The organism is Nostoc sp., assembly GCF_054880495.1.
On the sequence record NZ_JBTYKD010000358.1, the window covers coordinates 1 to 18,236 of the forward strand.

Sequence of the window (18,236 nt, forward strand, 5' to 3'; positions counted from 1 at the left end):
AGATACAATCCTTTTATATATAAGACTTTAACGCAAGTAAATAGACAGACTATTCTAACTATATATCAGAGCGTAAATGATTTAATTGCTATCCTGATTTGGGATGGTGAAGTTGGATAAATCGGCAATATTTGTTCAAATCAAAACAAGAGAAAAAATACAATTGTTTGCTTTCAAGCTTTCTAGATGATGAGTAATTGTAACCACGGATACTGTTTATAAATTAGTTTGTCAGCGCAAGTAAATTGGCCAGATGTATGATATTCTTGATTTATAGGGAATCTAAATCGCTAAAGCACAAAGGATCTCCAAGCACTTGCGCTCTAGTGAAGAAGCCAAATCCCATAAGTTAACCAATTGTTTGATGAACTGATGGTCTTGCTCCACAAGTTTCTGGAGGATTGTGGAAGTAGTTGATCGGTAGCAGTTCCAGAGTTCGGGGGGACTTTGGTCTGCTTGCAGTTCATCAATCACTTCTGGGATAAACCCTTTATTTTTTACAGATAGTTTTTAATTAAGTCGTTAGAAAGAATCGAAGTTTTGGCGAATGAAAGAATATAACAAGCAATCGATAACAGCGTTTGCGATTTAAGCAACTGGATAAAACAAACTCAACTCAATATATATGTGGATGAAATACCCTCATCTTTAAAAGGAATCAAAAAATGGTTAAGGGTGTTTTCCAATTTCCAATTATTGTTAGTGAACAACAAGATACCCGACTTCTCCAAGAAGTCGGGTATCTAAGCCTTGAGATTTTTATAGATTAACAGGACTTACGTAAAACATAACAGAAGTAGCGGTAATTCATGGATTACCGCTACGCAAGAATAATATTTTTGGTCACATCTTGCGTAAGTCCTGATTAAATAGGAATGCTATATCTTGGAAACGTAAAAGCCTAAAAAAAATATGAGATGTTTGACACGTTTACAGCCTAACTTCAAAAAGCTAGTAAAGCATCAAGTCTAAACAATCGTGAATTTGGGAAAATCTTTGTCAGTTTTATTGATGAAGCATTTAAAAAATATACATTATTCAAGGATATGATCTAAATGACTAAACCAAAAACAACCCGTAAATCTGTTCACGATCGCATCCTAAGTACAGCATCAGGCTTATTTTACCGAGAAGGAATTCGCAATGTCGGTATTGACAGAATCGTTGCGGAATCTGGCGTTGCAAAAATGTCACTCTACAATCATTTCAAGTCCAAAGATGCATTGATTGAAGCGTGGCTGCGACAACAGGATGATCAATGGTGCGAATGGCTTAAAAGTGCTATTGAACAACGAGCTTCTAACCCATCCCAACAACTATTGGCAATATTTGATGCGTTACGGGAATGGTTTGAAGGGCCAGATTTCCGAGGTTGTGCATTCATTAATGCTTCAGTAGAACTAGCCAATCGTGACCATCCTGGACATCGAGTAGCATTAGAGCATCAACAATCGATCTACCACTACATCAAGAACCTAGCTCAAGCCGCAGAAGTTTCATCACCGGAACAGTTAGCTAGGCAACTGCTTCTCATCGTGCAAGGTGCGATCGTCGTTGCGATGATGGAAGGAAGTTGGTCAACTGCTTCACAGGCAAAAAAAGTGGCGGCAATCCTAATCCAGACTGCATCAAAATCTAACGTTACTGAAACAGTGCTGAGTGCTGAGTAACGAGTGCTGAGTAAAAAAAAGCAATCAATAATCGCACGGGCTAAACGCCCCGCTACTGCTAACAGCATTCCTGGAATAAAGTCTATCTATATAATTTAATATAAAAAATCACACTGCAACTTAGTTTAGAGGAGTCAGGTATGAGAATTCATTACTTACAACACGTACCAAGCGTTCTGCAAATTATTGAAAATTGCGCCTCGAAATTGGTTACAAATAAATATATTCAGAAACCCGAAGAAATGCTTGCACGGGATGATGATTTTAGTAATATAAATATTGCCATGTGTAAAATCTTAGAGTATTTTGCTACTTTTATGAAATAAGTTATTACTTATCACGCAATACAGTTCAGTTGAGGCTCAAAACTAAAAATTTCCACTTATGGAGTCAATATGAACCAGCAATTGCCTCAGCTCATCCACCGCGTTGTCGCTCATTTGCAGTCAATTCAGGGAATTGCAGCGATTGCTCTAGGTGGTTCAAGGGCACGAGGCAACCATACACAGAAGTCAGATGTCGATCTAGGAATTTATTACAAACCAGAGAATCCGCTTGATCTGATTGCTTTAAATCACCTCGCCTCTGAACTTGACGACAACCACCGCGCAAATTTAATCACCCCCATTGGTGAATGGGGAAAATGGATTAATGGCGGTGGTTGGCTACAGGTAGAGGGTGTCTCTGTAGATTTTCTCTATCGTGATGTGGTTCAGGTTAATCGTGTTATTGGTGATTGCCATGCTGGGCAAATCACGATTGATTACCAACCAGGACATCCCCACGGCTTTGTGTCCTCTATTTATATGGGTGAAGTTGCTATTTGTATGCCACTTCACGATCCGGATGGCGTTTTAGACGCCTTAAAAGCTAAGACAACTCCCTATCCGACTCAGCTTAAACAAGCAACTGTTAATACTTTTGCCTGGGAAATTAGTTTTTCACTGTTAATTGCGAAAAAGGCAGTTGCACGCGGTGATGTTTCATATGCAGCAGGTTGCTGTTTCCGTAGCGTGGCTTGTATGAATCAGGTATTATTTGCACTCAATGAAGAGTACTTATTGAATGAGAAAGGCGCTGTGGCAATTGCCAACGGCTTTGCGCTGTGTCCACGGAACTATCAACAACGGGTTGAGTCAGTGTTTGCTTTGTTAGCAGTTGATACAAAATCAATAATGGATGCGATCGCAATCCTTGAAGAAATTGAGCATGATTTAAGTCAATGGTATGGCAATCGTCGGTTAGTCGTGTAAAATCTAGAGGGCTAGCAATGCCGCACAACAACGCCCAAACTTTAGGCTAGAAGTATGACTACAGTAGCAATTTTACCAACAAGAGACGGTAACGCCATTTTTTCTAAACAAAATGTGCATCTTGAGGATTGAATGCCAGCTTAATTATTTCATGGGGATATACATTGCCGAATATATGATTTCGAGGCACTCTGGCGATTAAAGTTTGTTCTCCCACCTTCACCCAAATACTACAAATCCCAATACCATTTAAAACCCGTTCTACTAGCCCTTCAATAATTACTGACCAAGGTTTATGCAATATTGAAGAAGTTGCATCGTAAACATTGAAACTATCGCCAGATAAACAACATGCAGTAATTGGCTTAGTGATTTCCTCAGGATATAAAAACTCTATCCCGTTTGCAAGTTTGATAAAACTTCCACGGCTACTCCGTTCTACCCAACACGGAATAATGTTATCTATCCCTACCAGTCTGGCAAGCTGCTCGTTAACTGGTCGGCGGATGATGGTTTCCAAGTTATCATCTTGGATAATACAACCGTCAAATAAAGCGATCGCTCGATCAGCAAAATGCAGTATATCTGTAAAATTATGACTGACTAATATGACTGCTGAACCCCTCTCTTGGGCTAATTGTCTAATTTTATCGATCATCTGGGGACGTATTCCCACATCTAAAGAGGCAGAAGGCTCATCTAAAAGCAGCAATTCGGAATCAGCAACTAAACCGCAGGCAATACAAACTCGTTTGGCTTCACCACCGGATAGAGAACGAGCTGACTGATTTGCCAGGTGTTCACAGCTAAAAGCTGTAAGTGCAGTATATACCCTTTGCTTAATCTTGTGTGTTGGTGTGCCGCGAAACTTTAATACCTTGGCAACATTATTAAAAACAGTGTCATTCAGTAATAATGTTTCCTGAAATACCAAAGCCGAACGACGACGCAACAATGTTTTATTAGCATTGCGGACATCCTCTCCAAATAATTGCATCTCACCACGGTAAGGTTGCAAGAGATTGATTGTTCTTAACAGAGTGCTTTTACCAGCGCCATTGGGGCCAAGCACAGCGACCAATTCTCCTGGACGGAGTGCAAAATTTTCAATTGACAGGATATTTTTACGTGTTTTGCTATCGACGCTCACCTGTCGCATATTCAGGACAAATTCGTTAGTATTCATAGAATTTTCTTGTCATGCTGTAAGATAGTCAGCAACACGATCACGGTGTATGTGATGATCAGGAGAATGTATGCGATCGCCATCGCCACATCGTAATTTCCTTTCCCTACTTCCAAGACGATCGCTGTAGTCAGGACTCTAGTCTGCCCCTTGATATTGCCGCCCACCATCATGGATGCGCCAACTTCCGAAATGACGCGACCAAAACCAGCCATGATTGCAGCCATTAACCCTAACCGTGCTTCCTTGATTAGCAACCAGTTGGCTTGCCACTGTGTCGCCCCCATTGATAACAGTTGCCAGCGTAGTTTCGGATTAATACTGATAATTGCCGCAAAACTGAAGCCAGCTACAATTGGAAAAGCAATGATGGCTTCGGCTATGATCATCGCTGTAGGCGTGTACATCAAATCAAGATTTCCTAACGGGCCAGATCGCCACAAAAACAGACTGACGAATAAACCGACTACAACTGGTGGTAATCCCATACCGAAGTTAATCAAACTAGTCAGAGTCTGCTTGCCGACGAAATCCACTAATGCTAGCCATAGTCCTAATGGTAGTCCCAGTAAAACGCTAATAGCTGTAGCTGTTCCAGATACAAACAATGTCATTGTCATTACCTGGAAAACGTCACTATCGCCACTGGTTAATAGCTCAAGAGCTTTCACAGCTCCTTCGATGATTGTATTCACAATTTATTGCCCTGACAATCTGATTGCTGCTGTCAAAGCCCAGATATCTATACTCACAGAAGTAGCAAAATATGCGGGATTAGTTGAGGTTGTCTGCCTAAATGCTAAGTAGAGCGGCGTGAATAATTCAAAGTTTGTAGTCAGGACTTTAGTCCTAATTTGAGGGCTTCAGCCCTCTCTACGAGACCCTTCTCTACGAGACGCTGCGCGTAGCTTGCTTCTCCTGCGGAGTACGGCAAGCTCAGGGCATCGCGCTACGCGAACACTACGAACTCATCTCAAGATTTTTTACATTACTGAATCTACTTTGATTTATTCTCACCTACTTACTTACCCATCTGCTGCGAGATGCGATGTAAAAGGGAAAGCAGACAGATCCGCGTTTGTGGTTAGAATTACAAAGGCTTGCACACAAGAACACTTGCTATGAAAATCCGACTTTGGGTGCAAATACAAAAATCATCACCAAAATCCCCCTTGCGCCATCCTTGAGTAGATGGCGTTTGGTAAAAAAGATTTGGGTGTACGTCAGTTGCTTAGGAAACGCTATGGTAATTTATTTCCAGGCTTCTTGTGAGTGTTTCTCGTAATCATTGTAAGCATTCACCAGACCCTTGAGAACTTTAGCTGTAGTCTCAAAAAGAGCCTGAGCCTTTGGTTCTTCAATTTTGGTGATATCTTCAGGCAAGTGTGTGATCAGATAGTTCAACTTATTTTTGATTTTCGCTGTATGGTGGTGTGGGTCGGTTTTGGGCAAGTTTTTTTGGGTTGTCATGAGCTTAGTCCTGGTATAGAAAAGAATAGTTTCTATTCTGCTCAATTCTAAGAATACTTTGGCTTATTGTTTTGATGCTCAAGTTTCTTTAAAAGCCATAATCTTTCTCCGTTTTACCGGCATCAACATAAAATAGCGGTTGTTTGAACTCTTTTTTCCCGTGGGCTGCAATTATTGTCTGTCCTTCAGGAGATAAGACAAAATTAATAAACGCTTTAGCTCCTGCACTGTTCACTTTGGGGAATTTCTGAGAATTTACTTCCATGACATGGTACAGATTTAACAGTTTCTTATCTCCTTGCACCAGTATTGGCAAAGATAGGTTTTTCTGCTGAAATATATACGTTGCCCGATCCGCTAAGGTATATCCCAGTTTTTGATTAGCAATTTGCAAAGTTTGCCCCATCCCTGAACCTGTTTGCTGATACCAACTGCCAGATGGTGTGATCTTTGCCTGCTTCCATAAATCTTTTTCTAATTTGTTAGTACCTGAGTCATCTCCCCGCGATATAAACAATGCTTGATTTTTGGCAATGAGACTGAACGCTTCCACAGCATTCTTTTTCCCTCGGATCTGTGCCTTGTCCGCATCTGGGCCGACAATCACAAAGTCATTGTGCATTACCAAGTGGCGATTAATCACCGCACCACTTGCCAAAACTTTGCGTTCGGCTTTAGGTGAATTGACGAATAGCGCGTCAACTTCACCTTTTTCAGCCAGAGCTAAAGCCTGTCCAGTACCGACAGCCACCTTTTTCAGGGTATATCCTGTTTTCTTTTCAATTGCCGGAACTAAATCATCTAGTAGTCCACTGTCCTCAATGCTGGTTGTCATCGCCACAATCACATTTTTATTCGTTGCTGACTGTGCAATAGCTGGCTTTTGCTTGACCAGCATATCACTAGCTTCAGCACTCAGAATCGCCAAGCAACATGCCAAAAATGCAATGAAAATTCTCCGAATCATAGAACCTCTAGAAATATATGATTTACGCATTGACAGAGTAATAAACTGTTACACAAAAGCACATTGAGACAGCACAGGAGCGATGCTTACGGCAACCCTAAGAGCGATCGCAATTTTTTCCTCAACGTTGAAAGCTATACCTGCGGCATTTTCGCCATCTTGCAAGGTCGTATCGTTAATCTGAATGACATTGTTGTTCATAATGAAGTAATGATTCATGACTCTAAATATTTGCTACAACTTCCCCAGTCTTGCTGATGTCATAACCGCCGAGAATTTGTAATTGCGATCGCACTAGCTGATGTCCCAAGATATTGATAAACTGCTGTACTGGTGCTTCTTCCAAGTATTCCTTGAGAATCACCAAGTCGTATCGCGCACTATGAAGGGGAATAAATCCCAAGCCAAAGGTAGCAGCTATAGATGCCGTACTGATACCTGCATCAGCGATTCCTGAGACTATAGATAAGGCAACATCTTGATGGTTGTGAACGATATGGTCAAATCTTTTCACAACCTCAAATGGCACTCCTTCTTCTTGGAATTTCCGTTCTAAAAGCATCCGATTGCCAGAACCCACTTCATGGGTGACAACAGTTGCTCCAAATTCTACTAAGTCGGAAACTGTTTTAACTCCCATTGGGTTTCCTGGTGGGACTAACAAACCTTCTTCCCAAACCCCAAGAGTAATCAGGACAGCACTCTTATCTGTTAAGGCTTCTCGCACAAAGGGAATGTTATGTTCCCCAGTTTGAGGATCATATAAGTGCATCCCTGCAATGTGAACTTCACCTCGGCATAAACTACGCAATGCAGGCTTACTATGGGCGAAACGATAATGAACTCGCAGTTGCGGATGCCAGCGTTCAGTTGCTCTTGCTAAGAGGGAAAGCACAGGTGTACAACCGGCAATCACAACTGTATTATGTAATTTGTCCATATCATGCAGAAGCCGAACCAGGACTTTATTTGTACCTATCTGGCTCTGTGCGTCACCCTCCGGGTGAAGCTCGTTTCTCGCTACCGTTGACGCTAATGGTAGTTTGCTTATGCTGGGGAATCCGTCCACCCTTACAGGTGATGCTCCTGTCTTGAAAAGTTCAGAGCCACGGTTCCTACCGCTCCGACTTTTCGCTACGTCGCTACCACTTGGATTAACGCCATTCCCTACAATGGGGTGGCTGACTGCAACTACCTCACCCTCCGAGTTTAGCAGTTTGCTTATGCCTGTTAACCCTTCCACCCTTACGGGTTCCCCACTCCCTACAACGGGGAGGCAGTCCATTGGGCGGCTTTGCCGACTTGTTCGCGCAGCGTCTCCGATAGGAGAAGGAACTGCCGTGGGAACCCCCGCAACTGCTTCACCATCAGATTGAATCATTTCGATGCGAAAAGCATCTCTGCCTAATAGGGGATAAGCTATCCATCGATCCCGAATCCGCGCTAGAATAACTTGTGATTGCTGTAGGTTAGGGGTCGAATCGGCAAGAATCGCCTCAATTTTGGGTAAATCCTCCTCTGTTAAACAGAATAAGTCTTCAACTTGGCAACCAAGTGCTTTAGCTAAACGCAAGGAAATAGCAACAGAAGGAGTACATTGTCCCGTTTCCACAGCACCAATAGTCTGACGGGTCACGCCAGCTATATTAGCTAATTCTTGCTGACTTATGCCCAGACGATTCCTAATTGCCTTCAGGTTATTGCAAATATTCATATCCTGCTTTATGGGGCTGTATATCTTTGTTACAAAAGCCGTAGCGGACACATTTAATCTGACTTGAAAAAGGGTGTAGGGGAAAACCGATTTTCATAACTGACGGTGACATTTTTGATGATTGACTGCCTAAGTAATAGCAAGGTTTTCTATAGGACTCCTATTTTATTTTTGAAAAAACTCAGTACACCTTTATTCTTTCTTCCCAGTTTTCTATCTCTATGAGTGATTCACAGAATCAAATCGGATTGCTATAGTGTGTGCCTTTTGTGCTGGAAGTCCTGTTAATATTTTTGTAATTTTATATACATACATATTGTCAAAATCCTTGCCAAATTTTCGTTTTTGCGGGAAGTCAAGTAATTTCTAGACTTTTTGTTATTTTATTACTGTTTTTTATTCCTTTGTAGCAAGCATAGCATACACATAGCCAAAATAATTGCTAAAATAATAAAAAGTTTCTCTGGTATTTTCTGATGAAAAGTGTATTTATAGCTACAGAATTTTTCGTGATTTTGTAGGGATGATGAGCGATTTTAAGCCGAAATATTTTCGTGCAAGGTACCGATGTCCAGATGTTAAGTATCAGATTTTATTAGCGATGGCTTTGCCTGCCGCAGGTGTTACCCTTCGACAAGCTCAGGGTAACACCTGCGCCGTACCCTTCGGGATCTTGCTACGCGGAGCGTCTCCAAGAGTTGGGCATCGCATCTCAAAAATTGATTACTGAGGATATGCAACAAACTAAGTACCTAGTTGTAGGTAAAGGACACATTGGTTTAGCGACAGCTGCCTATTTGAGTAATCAAGGACATACTGTTTACCTTTTCTCTCGCCGTTCTTCCATTGTTGCCCAGACCAGAACCATTCACTCAATTGGATCAGTTTCTCCCGGAAGTTATCTAGTTGCAGCTTGTTCCAATAACATTTATGAGTTGGCTGCACTAAATGGTGGTAAACTTCCACTCAACGTGCTGATATGTTGTCGCGGTCAAGACATCGAACCCTACGCCAAGATTCTAGCTGAATATGTCAATCCTCAAATGAACGTTCTGGTTTTCTGTGCTAGTCGCTTTGCAGGTCGGGTTTTTTGTAAGGTACTCCAGAGACTGGGAATAGCTAAGGAACAGTTGCCTGCTGTGGCTGATGTCAACAATCCTCCGTTCATTAGTCGCGGGAATACGGAGGATCAAATCAGGATTAGTACACTTACCAACAAGTTCTTTGTGGCAGCTCAAAACCGAAGCATGACAAATCGGATTGTGACCGCTTACCAAGCTGTGTTTAGTAATTTATGGGCTGCTGCTTCGGTTTTAGAAATTAATCTTAATAAAGTTAATGACATTATCCACTTTCCTCTGCTTCTAGTTTCATTAGCTAGATGGGAATCTGGTGAGGATTACAACCTCTATGATCACCTTGGTTCCCGTACTGTTGGACTCATTGACCACCTGGATCGCGATCGCATAGCAGTGGGTGAAGCACTGGGAGTCCTTAACTTAATTGATATTAAAAGCCACTATCAAATCGCATACGGAACCACCGGATCATCCCTTTATGAACATATACAGCAGGTTGGAGCCTACTCCAGTACGACGCTGTGTAACCCTCATCACCGCTATTTGGTTGAGGATCTGCCTTATGGCTGTTTTCCCCTACAAGTTTTAGCTCGCCTAGCTGGAGTAGAAACACCATTTCTAGACAGTTGCATCACAATCGGAAATAAGTTCCTTGACATCCCTCTGGAGTGGAACGCTGATTTTCTAGAATTGGATCGGCATCAGCTCATTGACATACTCAGCAGGCTTTAGCCACAGGGAAACACTTGACTGTTCACTGCAACTTGGTACGGTTGAAAAGTCATGATGGCTCAAAACAAAGGCAATGGCAACATCCATCATACTTTGCGATTCATTCAGTTTCTCTTCCAAATAAATATGCCAATAAACTTTCACATCACTTTCGAGAATTGGTTTTTCAATTGCTGTAACAACACCGAATACTCATCATTGGTAACAATCCGACAGTTGTGCTCCAAAAGTTTATAATTAGTCTGAATCTGTTGAAAAATTTCTCCGATAATTTAGAAAAAGCTATATAATTAATTTTATCTAACTACTTAACTAACCTGTGTGTGGACAATTCTCAAATAGGTCTCAGTCAGTGATTATGGTAGGGAGAATATTGAGGAGATACAGCGACAAACTTATCAAATATTGTGCTTAGAAAACAACATTTTTCTTTGTCACTCGCTATTTTGTCTAGTCCCTATTAACTAAATTTATTAATAAAATATTATCTTAGTTAGATGTACGCTAAAAAGTAGTTTATATTTATTATTAAAATGCTGCAATTTATTCATTAGAGAGTTAGCTCGTGACACAAACAACTCAACACGCACACTATATGCAGGCTGACCAACGCCCTAGTATCAAGGAGCCGATAGAAGTCTCACCTTTAGTCGGTAACTGGATCAATACTAAATCGGATACTAATTATTTGGTGCGGGTGGTTCTGACTGAAAAAGACGATCGCCTTGTGTTTCAGGGTTATGGAGCCAACGAACCCGATCCAATTGACTGGGGTGAGGTTGAGGCAGTGCCTTACGCTGTAGGAAACTCACTTATAGCAGGAGGATTCCATGCTTTTTACAAGCTAGACGGGATTGAGACACATCTAGTAGCAAACCAAAAATTGGGAATCTTGGTTATTCAGTCCTATACCCGCTACGTAGATGGTAGTGGTCGAACTGATCATTTTGCCCGCGAGTTTTTTCATCGCTAGTAAGAAAAGGAAGATTTCAAGATGGAACGAAACGAAATTTACGGTAACCAGCCCAAGGACACCGTGATTGATTTTACGCCTTATTTAGGAACCTGGATAAACTCCAACACCAAGACTACATGGATCGAGAAATTTACCCTAACCAAGCATAATGAGCAAATTATTATGCACGCTTATGGTGCCGAGTCCCTCAAAGATTGGGGTGAGACTGAGGTGACACCGTTTGTAGATAATATCAATGAGAAGGCTTTCTCTGCAAGATACGATCGCGATTCAGTGGAATCCTTGTTGGCAGCCAACATGAACAAAGATTTGTGGGTTATTGCTGCGTTTCACAAGTTCAAGGATGGCAGCCAACCTAATTTTCTGTGTCGGGAGTTTTACTATCGGCCAGACTAAGAGGAATAATAATCATTCTAGAGGGTAAGGAGTCAGGGCTGCGATCGCAGCCCTGACTCCCCTTTTTGTAGTAAGTTCAATTCTCTATAGTTTGAGTTTTTGGGTATCTAAAAGTGTCAATTGAATTAACTGACTCACTGAAAAGTCTGCTTAAAGAAACAGCAACTCAATTTATTGGTACAGCAAGAGGGTGTTTTCAAGTGCAAACTGTAATGGGATTAGGTTAAGCAGGACAACTGCTGGCTCAAAAAGAATTGAGGTGGGATAGAAAAACTATCCATAAAGGAATTAAAGAATTAACTAGTGGCATTACTTGTGTAGATAATTATTTGGCGAGGGAGCATTATAAGGCAGAAGAACTTTACAAACAGAATTTGTGGTTACAATTAGTCATTAGCTAGAGAGTCTAATAAACCAATAGCTCCACTCTTTCTGTTGTTTTCAGTTGAGCAATTATCGCCGATTTTTATAAATAAAACATCCATAATCAATATATGATTTAAATCATTAATCTCCTCACATCCAGTTAGAATAGTCTGTCTATTTCCATTATTTGGCATCTTATCTATATTAGAATAATTATGATTTTAATCTATACAAACCTGTCTATATACAACTGGCTTTATGCTTGATATTCCAATATACATTCACACTATTGTTATTATTTTTACTATTATTAATTAGAGGTTTTGTTAGAATTTTTAAGTCAAGAAAATCAAATATTTTTTATTCTAAGAATACAAAGCCTCAAAGAATCTTTCTTGTGTCGTTTGACAAATTAAATGGCCATTTACAAAATTAGTGTCGGTATAGAACCAAAGAACGATTTTTATTCATCTTTGCGTTCGTACTATTAGTAGCCAAAACTGTACTTATTGAGATACGCGCTACTCGGATTAAAAATTTTGGCTATTGCTTACCTAGAGCAGGTTTTAGGCTGATAAATAGAGCTAACAAATAATTTGCCAAGCGGCACTGCGCCTTCTAACTCCTAAATCTTGACTCTTTTGTATTAATCTTCAGTACGAGGAAAGCCATGAAAAATACTCAAGTAACAATCAACGAACCACTCAACGAAACAGCTTGCAAACATAACCAAAAAAAATTGGGTGACAAGAAAAAACTAACTTGCACAAAACCACCACAACCAGGTGCAAACCAAGGAAATTGTCCTTTGGATGGAGCGATGGTTTCTGTCGGTGCTATTACTGATGTTGTTCATTTAGTACATGGTGCTGTTGCTTGTACTCATAATCCTTGGGCGACTCATGGTAGCCTCTCATCAGGCTCTCAATTATACCAAACTGCTTTTACTACTAATTTTGGTGAGAATAATGTCATTTTTGGTGGTGAAAAGAAACTGTACAAAGCTATTCTCAATGTTGCTCAACGCTATAATCCTGCGGCTATTTTTGTCTACGCTACTTGTATTACTGCTTTGATTGGTGATGATATCGATAGTGTCTGTAAAATGGCTGCACAGAAAATTGATATTCCGGTTGTCTATATAAATTCGCCTGGATTTCTTGGCAGTAAAAATTTAGGTAATCGCATCGGCAATGAGACTTTATTGAAATATGTAATCGGAACGGCAGAACCAGAATTTACCACCCCTTTCGATATCAATATTCTTGGTGATTACAACGTTGCTGGTGATTTGTGGAATATTTTACCACTGTTCCAGAGATTAGGTATACGCGTTCTCTCCAAAATTACGGGTGATGCTCGCTATAAAGAAGTTTGTTATGCTCATCGTGCCAAGTTGAATGTAGTCATTTGCTCAAATGTAGTACTGCCAATGGCGCAAACAATGCAAGAACTTTATGGAATTCCTTATATTGAAGAATCTTTCTTCGGTGTGGAAAACTTAAACCATTGCTTGCGAAATATTGCAGCAATATTAGGGGATAAATATCTTCAAGAACGGACAGAATGGTTGATAAGAGAAGAAAACGCAGCTCTAGATATTGCTCTAGCTCCTTACCGTCCCCAGTTGAAAGGCAAGCGGATTATTCTTTGTACTGGTGGTGTAAAAATTTGGTCGATTATTTTAGCCGCTAAAGATTTGGGAATGGAAGTGATTGCTACCACTAACGCAAAGACTACAGAAGAGGAGAAAGCCAAAATTAAACAATATCTTGGTCAAGATGGCATTCTTTTGCCCGAAGCAACCCCGCAAGGAGTAATACAAGTACTAAAGGATACAAAAGCTGATATTTTGATTACTGGGACTGGCAATAAATATACAGCACTCAAAGCACAAATTCCTTTTTTGGATGTTAACCATGAACGCCATCATGCCTACGCTGGTTATATGGGGCTGGTGGAACTGGCACGAGAATTGTATAAAGCCTTGTATAGTCCTGTGTGGGAGCAAGTCAGCAAACCTGCTCCTTGGGATGAAAAAATTAACCATGATGTCGTTTGAGAAATTATTTGTCAAGCTAGGACTTAGGCGTTGACAAGAGATTGATTTTGTGTATTAGCTCCAAGTTCCTGCTGGAGGTGTTCTAGAATGAATTCCCTTGCCACCTGTTGGTACAAATTTTTTTGTAATTCATACCAGTTCTCAATTAGTTATTCAGCGCGCATTAATTCCAAGCGTGTAAAGGCTCAGATTGAACAAAAAATGATGGCAGGTAAAGGTGTTCTTGAGAAACAGGGGGGTATGGACACTATAGCCATACTTAAACTCTCACCACTGTACCTTTAGTGATGAATTTACCTACAAGATTATCAACCTTGATAAACTTATTTGAATCCTCTTCGGATGTGTCAAAGTTACAAGCGATGGTGCTGTAATCTATTGTGGCCGTGGCATAGCTAGAGTCAGAGTTGTAAATCCCGCCACCCTTGCCAGACTCTTCTGCACCAGAACTGAGTTCGATGCCGAAAGCTTTATTGTGCCTGATAATGCTGTTGCCTACTGTTAGGGTGCCATCATTGTAGATGCCACCGCCAAAGTGTGCCTGATTGCCACTAATGGTGCTATGATTTACGGTCACGATGCCTAAGCCATTTAGTGTATAAGCGAACGTACCGTATCCGTTAAGAACAGATGAGCCAAAGTCTGTGTCTTTATCATTGTAGATGCCACCGCCGGCAGTGACAGCCGTATTGTAAATAATGTTGCTATTAGTAACAGTAACAATGCCTAATTTACTGTCAGTGAAACGGTTCCCGTCAGAGCTAGAATTATAGATGCCACCGCCGTAGTTAGTGGCATAGTTATGACTAATGGTGCTGTTACTCACTGATACGATGCCATTATTGTAGATACCACCTCCATCTGATGCATTATTATGGCTTATAGTGCTATTAGTTACAGTCAAGGTGCCATAATGTAGCTCATCTGGGCCACGGTAGCCTAAGATGAACTCACCTGGATTATAGATGCCGCCACCTTTGATTGCCGTGTTGCCACTGATGGTGCTATGACTCACTGATAGGATGCCATAATCATAGATACCGCCACCATAGTAGCTGTTATTACCATTAATGGTGCTATGACTCATGGTTATAGTGGCGGAGATTCCATCGGGTCCGTAACCACCACGGTCAACGACATTATAGATACCGCCGCCGTAGCCCTGTGCCTCTGTCGAGTTGTCATTGATCTGGCTGTTAGTCACGGTTATATTGCCAGTGGAGGGGTTACTAAGACTACTTCCCAAGAAGCCCCCACCATCATCATAGATGCCGCCGCCTTGGTAAGTGGCTTTGTTGCCACTGATGATGCTGTTACTCACTATTAGGTCGATATTTGTGGAGATGCCGCCGCCTTGCATTGCTGTGTTATTAATGATGGCGCTGTTTTTTATGCTTGTTACAGAGCCATCAGAGAGATAATCAGCATAGATACCGCCGCCATTTCCGTTTGTTGTGTTGCTACTAATAGTGCTGTTATTCACGGTTAGGCTATACTCGGTGTAAATGCCCCCGCCGCTATTGGCATTGATGAGGCTGTTATTCACGGTTATAGTCCCACCAGAGATCCCGCCGCCTCGGTAGGCTTTGTTAGTACTGATGGTGCTGTTATTTACTAATAGGTTGCCATTACCGAGTTGAAAGATACCACCGCCATCTCGGTTTGGTGCTGCTGTATTGCCAGTGATGCTGGTGTTATTCACGGTTATAGTGCCAGAGGCGTCGTAGATGCCGCCGCCTTCAAAGTCTGCTGAATTACCACTGATGGTACTGTTGTTCAGGGTTATAGTGCCATCGCTGTAGATGCCGCCACCCCCATCATTGGAGTTGTTATAACTAATAGTGGTGTGGTTCACTGTGAGGCTTCCTTGATTGAAAATGCCACCACCTTCTCTGTCGATTGACGAATTGCCAGTGATGTTGTATCCTACCGAATTGCCAGTGATGCTGCTGTAGTCCACTGTTAGGCTGCCAGTGTTGTAAATAGCACCGCCATAACTGGAAGTTTTTCCATCACTATCTGTTACGTTGTTGTTTACTGTGTTGCCAGTGATAATACTATTGCTCAAGGTCAGAACGCCAACATTTGAGATCGCACCGCCTCCTCCGGCTCCATTGTATGTATTGGTAATAGTCAGCGCGTTGATTGCAGATATTACACCTTTAGCAATATCAAACACACGGGAAACACTATCATCCTTAATGGTTAGTTTGCTGGCATTTATGCCTTCAATGGTCAGGTCATCTATGATACTCAGACCACTACCAGTCAGACTGATGGTATGAGCCAGCCCATCACTAAATAGTCCACCAAAATTGATGATGTCTTTTCCTGTAAGGGTATTGGCATTTAGAACTGCCTGCCGCAGTGAACCTGCACCACTGTTGCTGGTATTAGTAACGGTAAATGTAGACATTTAGATAGATTACTCCAATTTTTATTCCGTTGTATAAAATTAATATCAAGATAAGTCTTGATATTACTACAAATCTGCAAGCATTTTTTCCAGGACTTACGTAACGGACGAACTACTAGCGGGACTTAAACAAAACAGGAGAGTAAAAAGAGTATAATGCTTAACTAGCATAGCTTTCACGTTGAAAGAAGCTCATGAAAGAAACCACCCCCGCAGCCATGCCTCCCTGCTTTGAAAGATGGGTAACCTTACAATCTCAACGAAACAAAATTAATTGACGCAATGCGAATGGTTAACGCAGCGATTACTGGATTTATCGCGATTGAACAAGCTGGATTGATGACACTCAAACACTCCACTGATGCTAGTTATCAGGTCATGCTTGATGCGCTAGTAGTCGCAATCCAATATATTCAACAAGTTGAGCCGTGATACTTAAAAAATAGATACACAGTTACTAAACCTTTGGCGATCGCCCGATAACTTTCAATATCTAAGCGATTAAACAGACACCCGTAATGCATATTACCCCGTTCAGACTGTTAACACACACAAAAGTCTATTTGTACAGTACGTAAGTCCTATAAGCGACAGAATCACACGACCGATCTTTTTTACCACAAATTGCCTCAACCTTTATGGTGTATTTTATATTATAAAAATTTTACTCCGTAAGGTCTTCTTGGCGAGTTGGGTGGGTGTTGAAATAGGCACGATCAAAGGATTGCCCTAGAATCTCCTGACCAATTGAGGACAAAACGCGATCGCAATTATCGTGTAATACGTAAAAGGATAAATCTCGCAATATTCGCTCCACAGGACTCGGTTTAATCAAGGAGCGAGCTCCACAAGCGTGTATGCAATCATTCACCGTTTCCAAAGCCAGTTGTTCAGTTATGTAACGGGCACGATTGCCTGCTTGTTTTGCCCCTAAGACCTGGCCTGTTTCCCAAAGAGTGGCTACCTGCCGCAGCCATAAATGCATAGTATCTATATTAATTGCTGCCTTAGCAATTCGGTGTTGTACGTAGGGATCGTGTCCTTTTTCTTGTTTGTTGATGTATGCTAAAGTATAATCATAGGCTCCTTCAGCAGCTCCGAGAAAAGCAGCGCCATACAGAGGCGTAAACCGCGTCTGCCACTCCTGTTGGATGTACTGTCCTGGATAGCCAATCAAGTTTTCTTTAGGGATGAAAGTACCTTCAAAGCGAACTAAGTAACTCACTGTGCCCCTCATCCCAATTGGCTGCCACCAACTATCATCAAAGCTGATACTGCGATCGGATAGGTTACAGGCTAGTAACAATACTGATGTCGGTGAGCCATTGCTATGACGCGCTCCCCCAGGCCCTGCTGTGTTGACCAAGAGAATTGCCCACTCTGCTTCTGGGGCACTGGTGGCGAATACCTTTGTGCCATCAATGATATATCCCTCATCTACCACTTGAACACTTGTGCCAAGGCTGGCTTCTTGACCTGGAATCTGAGATTGGGGTTCTCCACTCCAAGCCGCCCATTTCTCACCACGCTGGACAATACCCTCAAACCAGCGCTTTTTCTGGGACTCATTAGCCATAGCCGCTAGTAAAACTTGGGCATTTGCGTGTCCTTCCCAGCAACGGGCTAGGGATAAATCCACTTTTGCCAGTTCCTTAGTCATCATCCACAGGGTAAAGATATCGCTATCATGTCCTAACCCTAGACCACCGTATTCAGTTGGCACAACAGGCGCATTCAGACCTGCTTGAAAAAGGTCTTCAAAATCTTCTTTTGGGAAGCTAGCATTGTGGTCATAACCAGCAGCGCGAGAGGCGAACTTATCACGTGCAAGTTGGCTAATGCGCTCAATTAGAGTTTGCTTGTTGAGAGTTAGATTGAATATAGGAATCATATTTGATTTCTGAAAAAATCTCGGTAGTAATGTTGCAAAAAAAAAATTGTAGGTTGGG

Annotated in this window: 15 protein-coding genes and 3 pseudogenes; 7 read left to right on the top strand and 11 right to left on the bottom strand. The window is 41.6% G+C overall.

The window, feature by feature from the left end:
* Positions 1-282: 282 nt before the first annotated feature.
* Positions 283-474, bottom strand: a complete 192-nt coding sequence (locus ACYTXL_RS30225) for a hypothetical protein (protein WP_292791582.1) — start codon at positions 472-474, stop codon at positions 283-285.
* A 581-nt stretch (positions 475-1,055) separates the two neighbouring features.
* Between ACYTXL_RS30225 and ACYTXL_RS30230 the strand changes: the two genes are divergently transcribed.
* A complete protein-coding gene (locus tag ACYTXL_RS30230; protein WP_461927861.1) occupies positions 1,056-1,670 on the top strand; it encodes a TetR/AcrR family transcriptional regulator in 615 nt (204 codons plus the stop codon).
* 395 nt (positions 1,671-2,065) lie between these two features.
* Positions 2,066-2,923, top strand: coding sequence for a nucleotidyltransferase domain-containing protein (locus tag ACYTXL_RS30235; protein ID WP_461927862.1), 858 nt, complete (start codon positions 2,066-2,068; stop codon positions 2,921-2,923).
* A gap of 103 nt (positions 2,924-3,026) precedes the next feature.
* On the opposite strand, the gene ACYTXL_RS30240 is transcribed toward ACYTXL_RS30235, so the two are convergent.
* From ACYTXL_RS30240 to ACYTXL_RS30270, 7 genes and pseudogenes are all read right to left on the bottom strand, one after another.
* Positions 3,027-4,109 (bottom strand): energy-coupling factor ABC transporter ATP-binding protein, encoded by a 1,083-nt coding sequence (locus tag ACYTXL_RS30240; RefSeq protein ID WP_461927863.1) that lies wholly within the window; start codon positions 4,107-4,109, stop codon positions 3,027-3,029.
* The gene (locus ACYTXL_RS30245) at positions 4,106-4,804 is read right to left on the bottom strand and encodes an ABC transporter permease (protein ID WP_461927864.1); all 699 of its coding nucleotides are present in this window, start codon (positions 4,802-4,804) and stop codon (positions 4,106-4,108) included. The genes ACYTXL_RS30240 and ACYTXL_RS30245 overlap by 4 nt, the downstream gene beginning before the upstream one ends.
* A 556-nt stretch (positions 4,805-5,360) precedes the next feature.
* A complete protein-coding gene (locus tag ACYTXL_RS30250; protein WP_461927865.1) occupies positions 5,361-5,579 on the bottom strand; it encodes a hypothetical protein in 219 nt (72 codons plus the stop codon).
* A gap of 88 nt (positions 5,580-5,667) precedes the next feature.
* Positions 5,668-6,546, bottom strand: coding sequence for an ABC transporter substrate-binding protein (locus ACYTXL_RS30255; RefSeq protein WP_461927866.1), 879 nt, complete (start codon positions 6,544-6,546; stop codon positions 5,668-5,670).
* A 48-nt stretch (positions 6,547-6,594) separates the two neighbouring features.
* Positions 6,595-6,747: a hypothetical protein gene (locus ACYTXL_RS30260; RefSeq protein WP_461927874.1), complete on the bottom strand. Its 153-nt coding sequence runs from the start codon at positions 6,745-6,747 to the stop codon at positions 6,595-6,597.
* 22 nt (positions 6,748-6,769) lie between these two features.
* A pseudogene (locus ACYTXL_RS30265) lies at positions 6,770-7,546 on the bottom strand (substrate-binding domain-containing protein); the annotation flags it as partial.
* A gap of 540 nt (positions 7,547-8,086) precedes the next feature.
* Positions 8,087-8,260, bottom strand: a pseudogene (locus tag ACYTXL_RS30270) (helix-turn-helix transcriptional regulator); the annotation flags it as partial.
* 734 nt (positions 8,261-8,994) lie between these two features.
* Between ACYTXL_RS30270 and ACYTXL_RS30275 the strand changes: the two are divergent.
* The 4 genes from ACYTXL_RS30275 (at position 8,995) to nifE (ending at position 13,871) form a co-directional block, all read left to right on the top strand.
* Positions 8,995-10,071, top strand: coding sequence for an NAD/NADP octopine/nopaline dehydrogenase family protein (locus ACYTXL_RS30275; RefSeq protein WP_461927867.1), 1,077 nt, complete (start codon positions 8,995-8,997; stop codon positions 10,069-10,071).
* 565 nt (positions 10,072-10,636) lie between these two features.
* Positions 10,637-11,044, top strand: coding sequence for a hypothetical protein (locus tag ACYTXL_RS30280; RefSeq protein ID WP_461927868.1), 408 nt, complete (start codon positions 10,637-10,639; stop codon positions 11,042-11,044).
* A gap of 21 nt (positions 11,045-11,065) precedes the next feature.
* On the top strand, positions 11,066-11,443 hold the full coding sequence (locus ACYTXL_RS30285; RefSeq protein WP_461927869.1) for a hypothetical protein: 378 nt from the start codon (positions 11,066-11,068) through the stop codon (positions 11,441-11,443).
* Between the two features lie 1,036 nt (positions 11,444-12,479).
* Positions 12,480-13,871: a nitrogenase iron-molybdenum cofactor biosynthesis protein NifE gene (gene nifE / locus ACYTXL_RS30290; protein WP_461927870.1), complete on the top strand. Its 1,392-nt coding sequence runs from the start codon at positions 12,480-12,482 to the stop codon at positions 13,869-13,871.
* Positions 13,872-13,894: 23 nt separating this feature from the next.
* Here nifE and ACYTXL_RS30295 read toward each other — a convergent pair.
* Both ACYTXL_RS30295 and ACYTXL_RS30300 read right to left on the bottom strand, forming a co-directional pair.
* Positions 13,895-14,017, bottom strand: a pseudogene (locus tag ACYTXL_RS30295) (IS701 family transposase); the annotation flags it as partial.
* A gap of 113 nt (positions 14,018-14,130) precedes the next feature.
* Complete coding sequence (locus tag ACYTXL_RS30300; protein ID WP_461927871.1) at positions 14,131-16,287, bottom strand: beta strand repeat-containing protein; 2,157 nt, start codon at positions 16,285-16,287, stop codon at positions 14,131-14,133.
* A gap of 282 nt (positions 16,288-16,569) precedes the next feature.
* Between ACYTXL_RS30300 and ACYTXL_RS30305 the strand changes: the two genes are divergently transcribed.
* The gene (locus tag ACYTXL_RS30305; RefSeq protein WP_461927872.1) at positions 16,570-16,719 is read left to right on the top strand and encodes a TetR-like C-terminal domain-containing protein; all 150 of its coding nucleotides are present in this window, start codon (positions 16,570-16,572) and stop codon (positions 16,717-16,719) included.
* 232 nt (positions 16,720-16,951) lie between these two features.
* Here ACYTXL_RS30305 and ACYTXL_RS30310 read toward each other — a convergent pair.
* Positions 16,952-18,236: acyl-CoA dehydrogenase family protein (locus ACYTXL_RS30310; RefSeq protein ID WP_461927873.1), on the bottom strand; the 1,285-nt coding region annotated here is incomplete at its 5' end.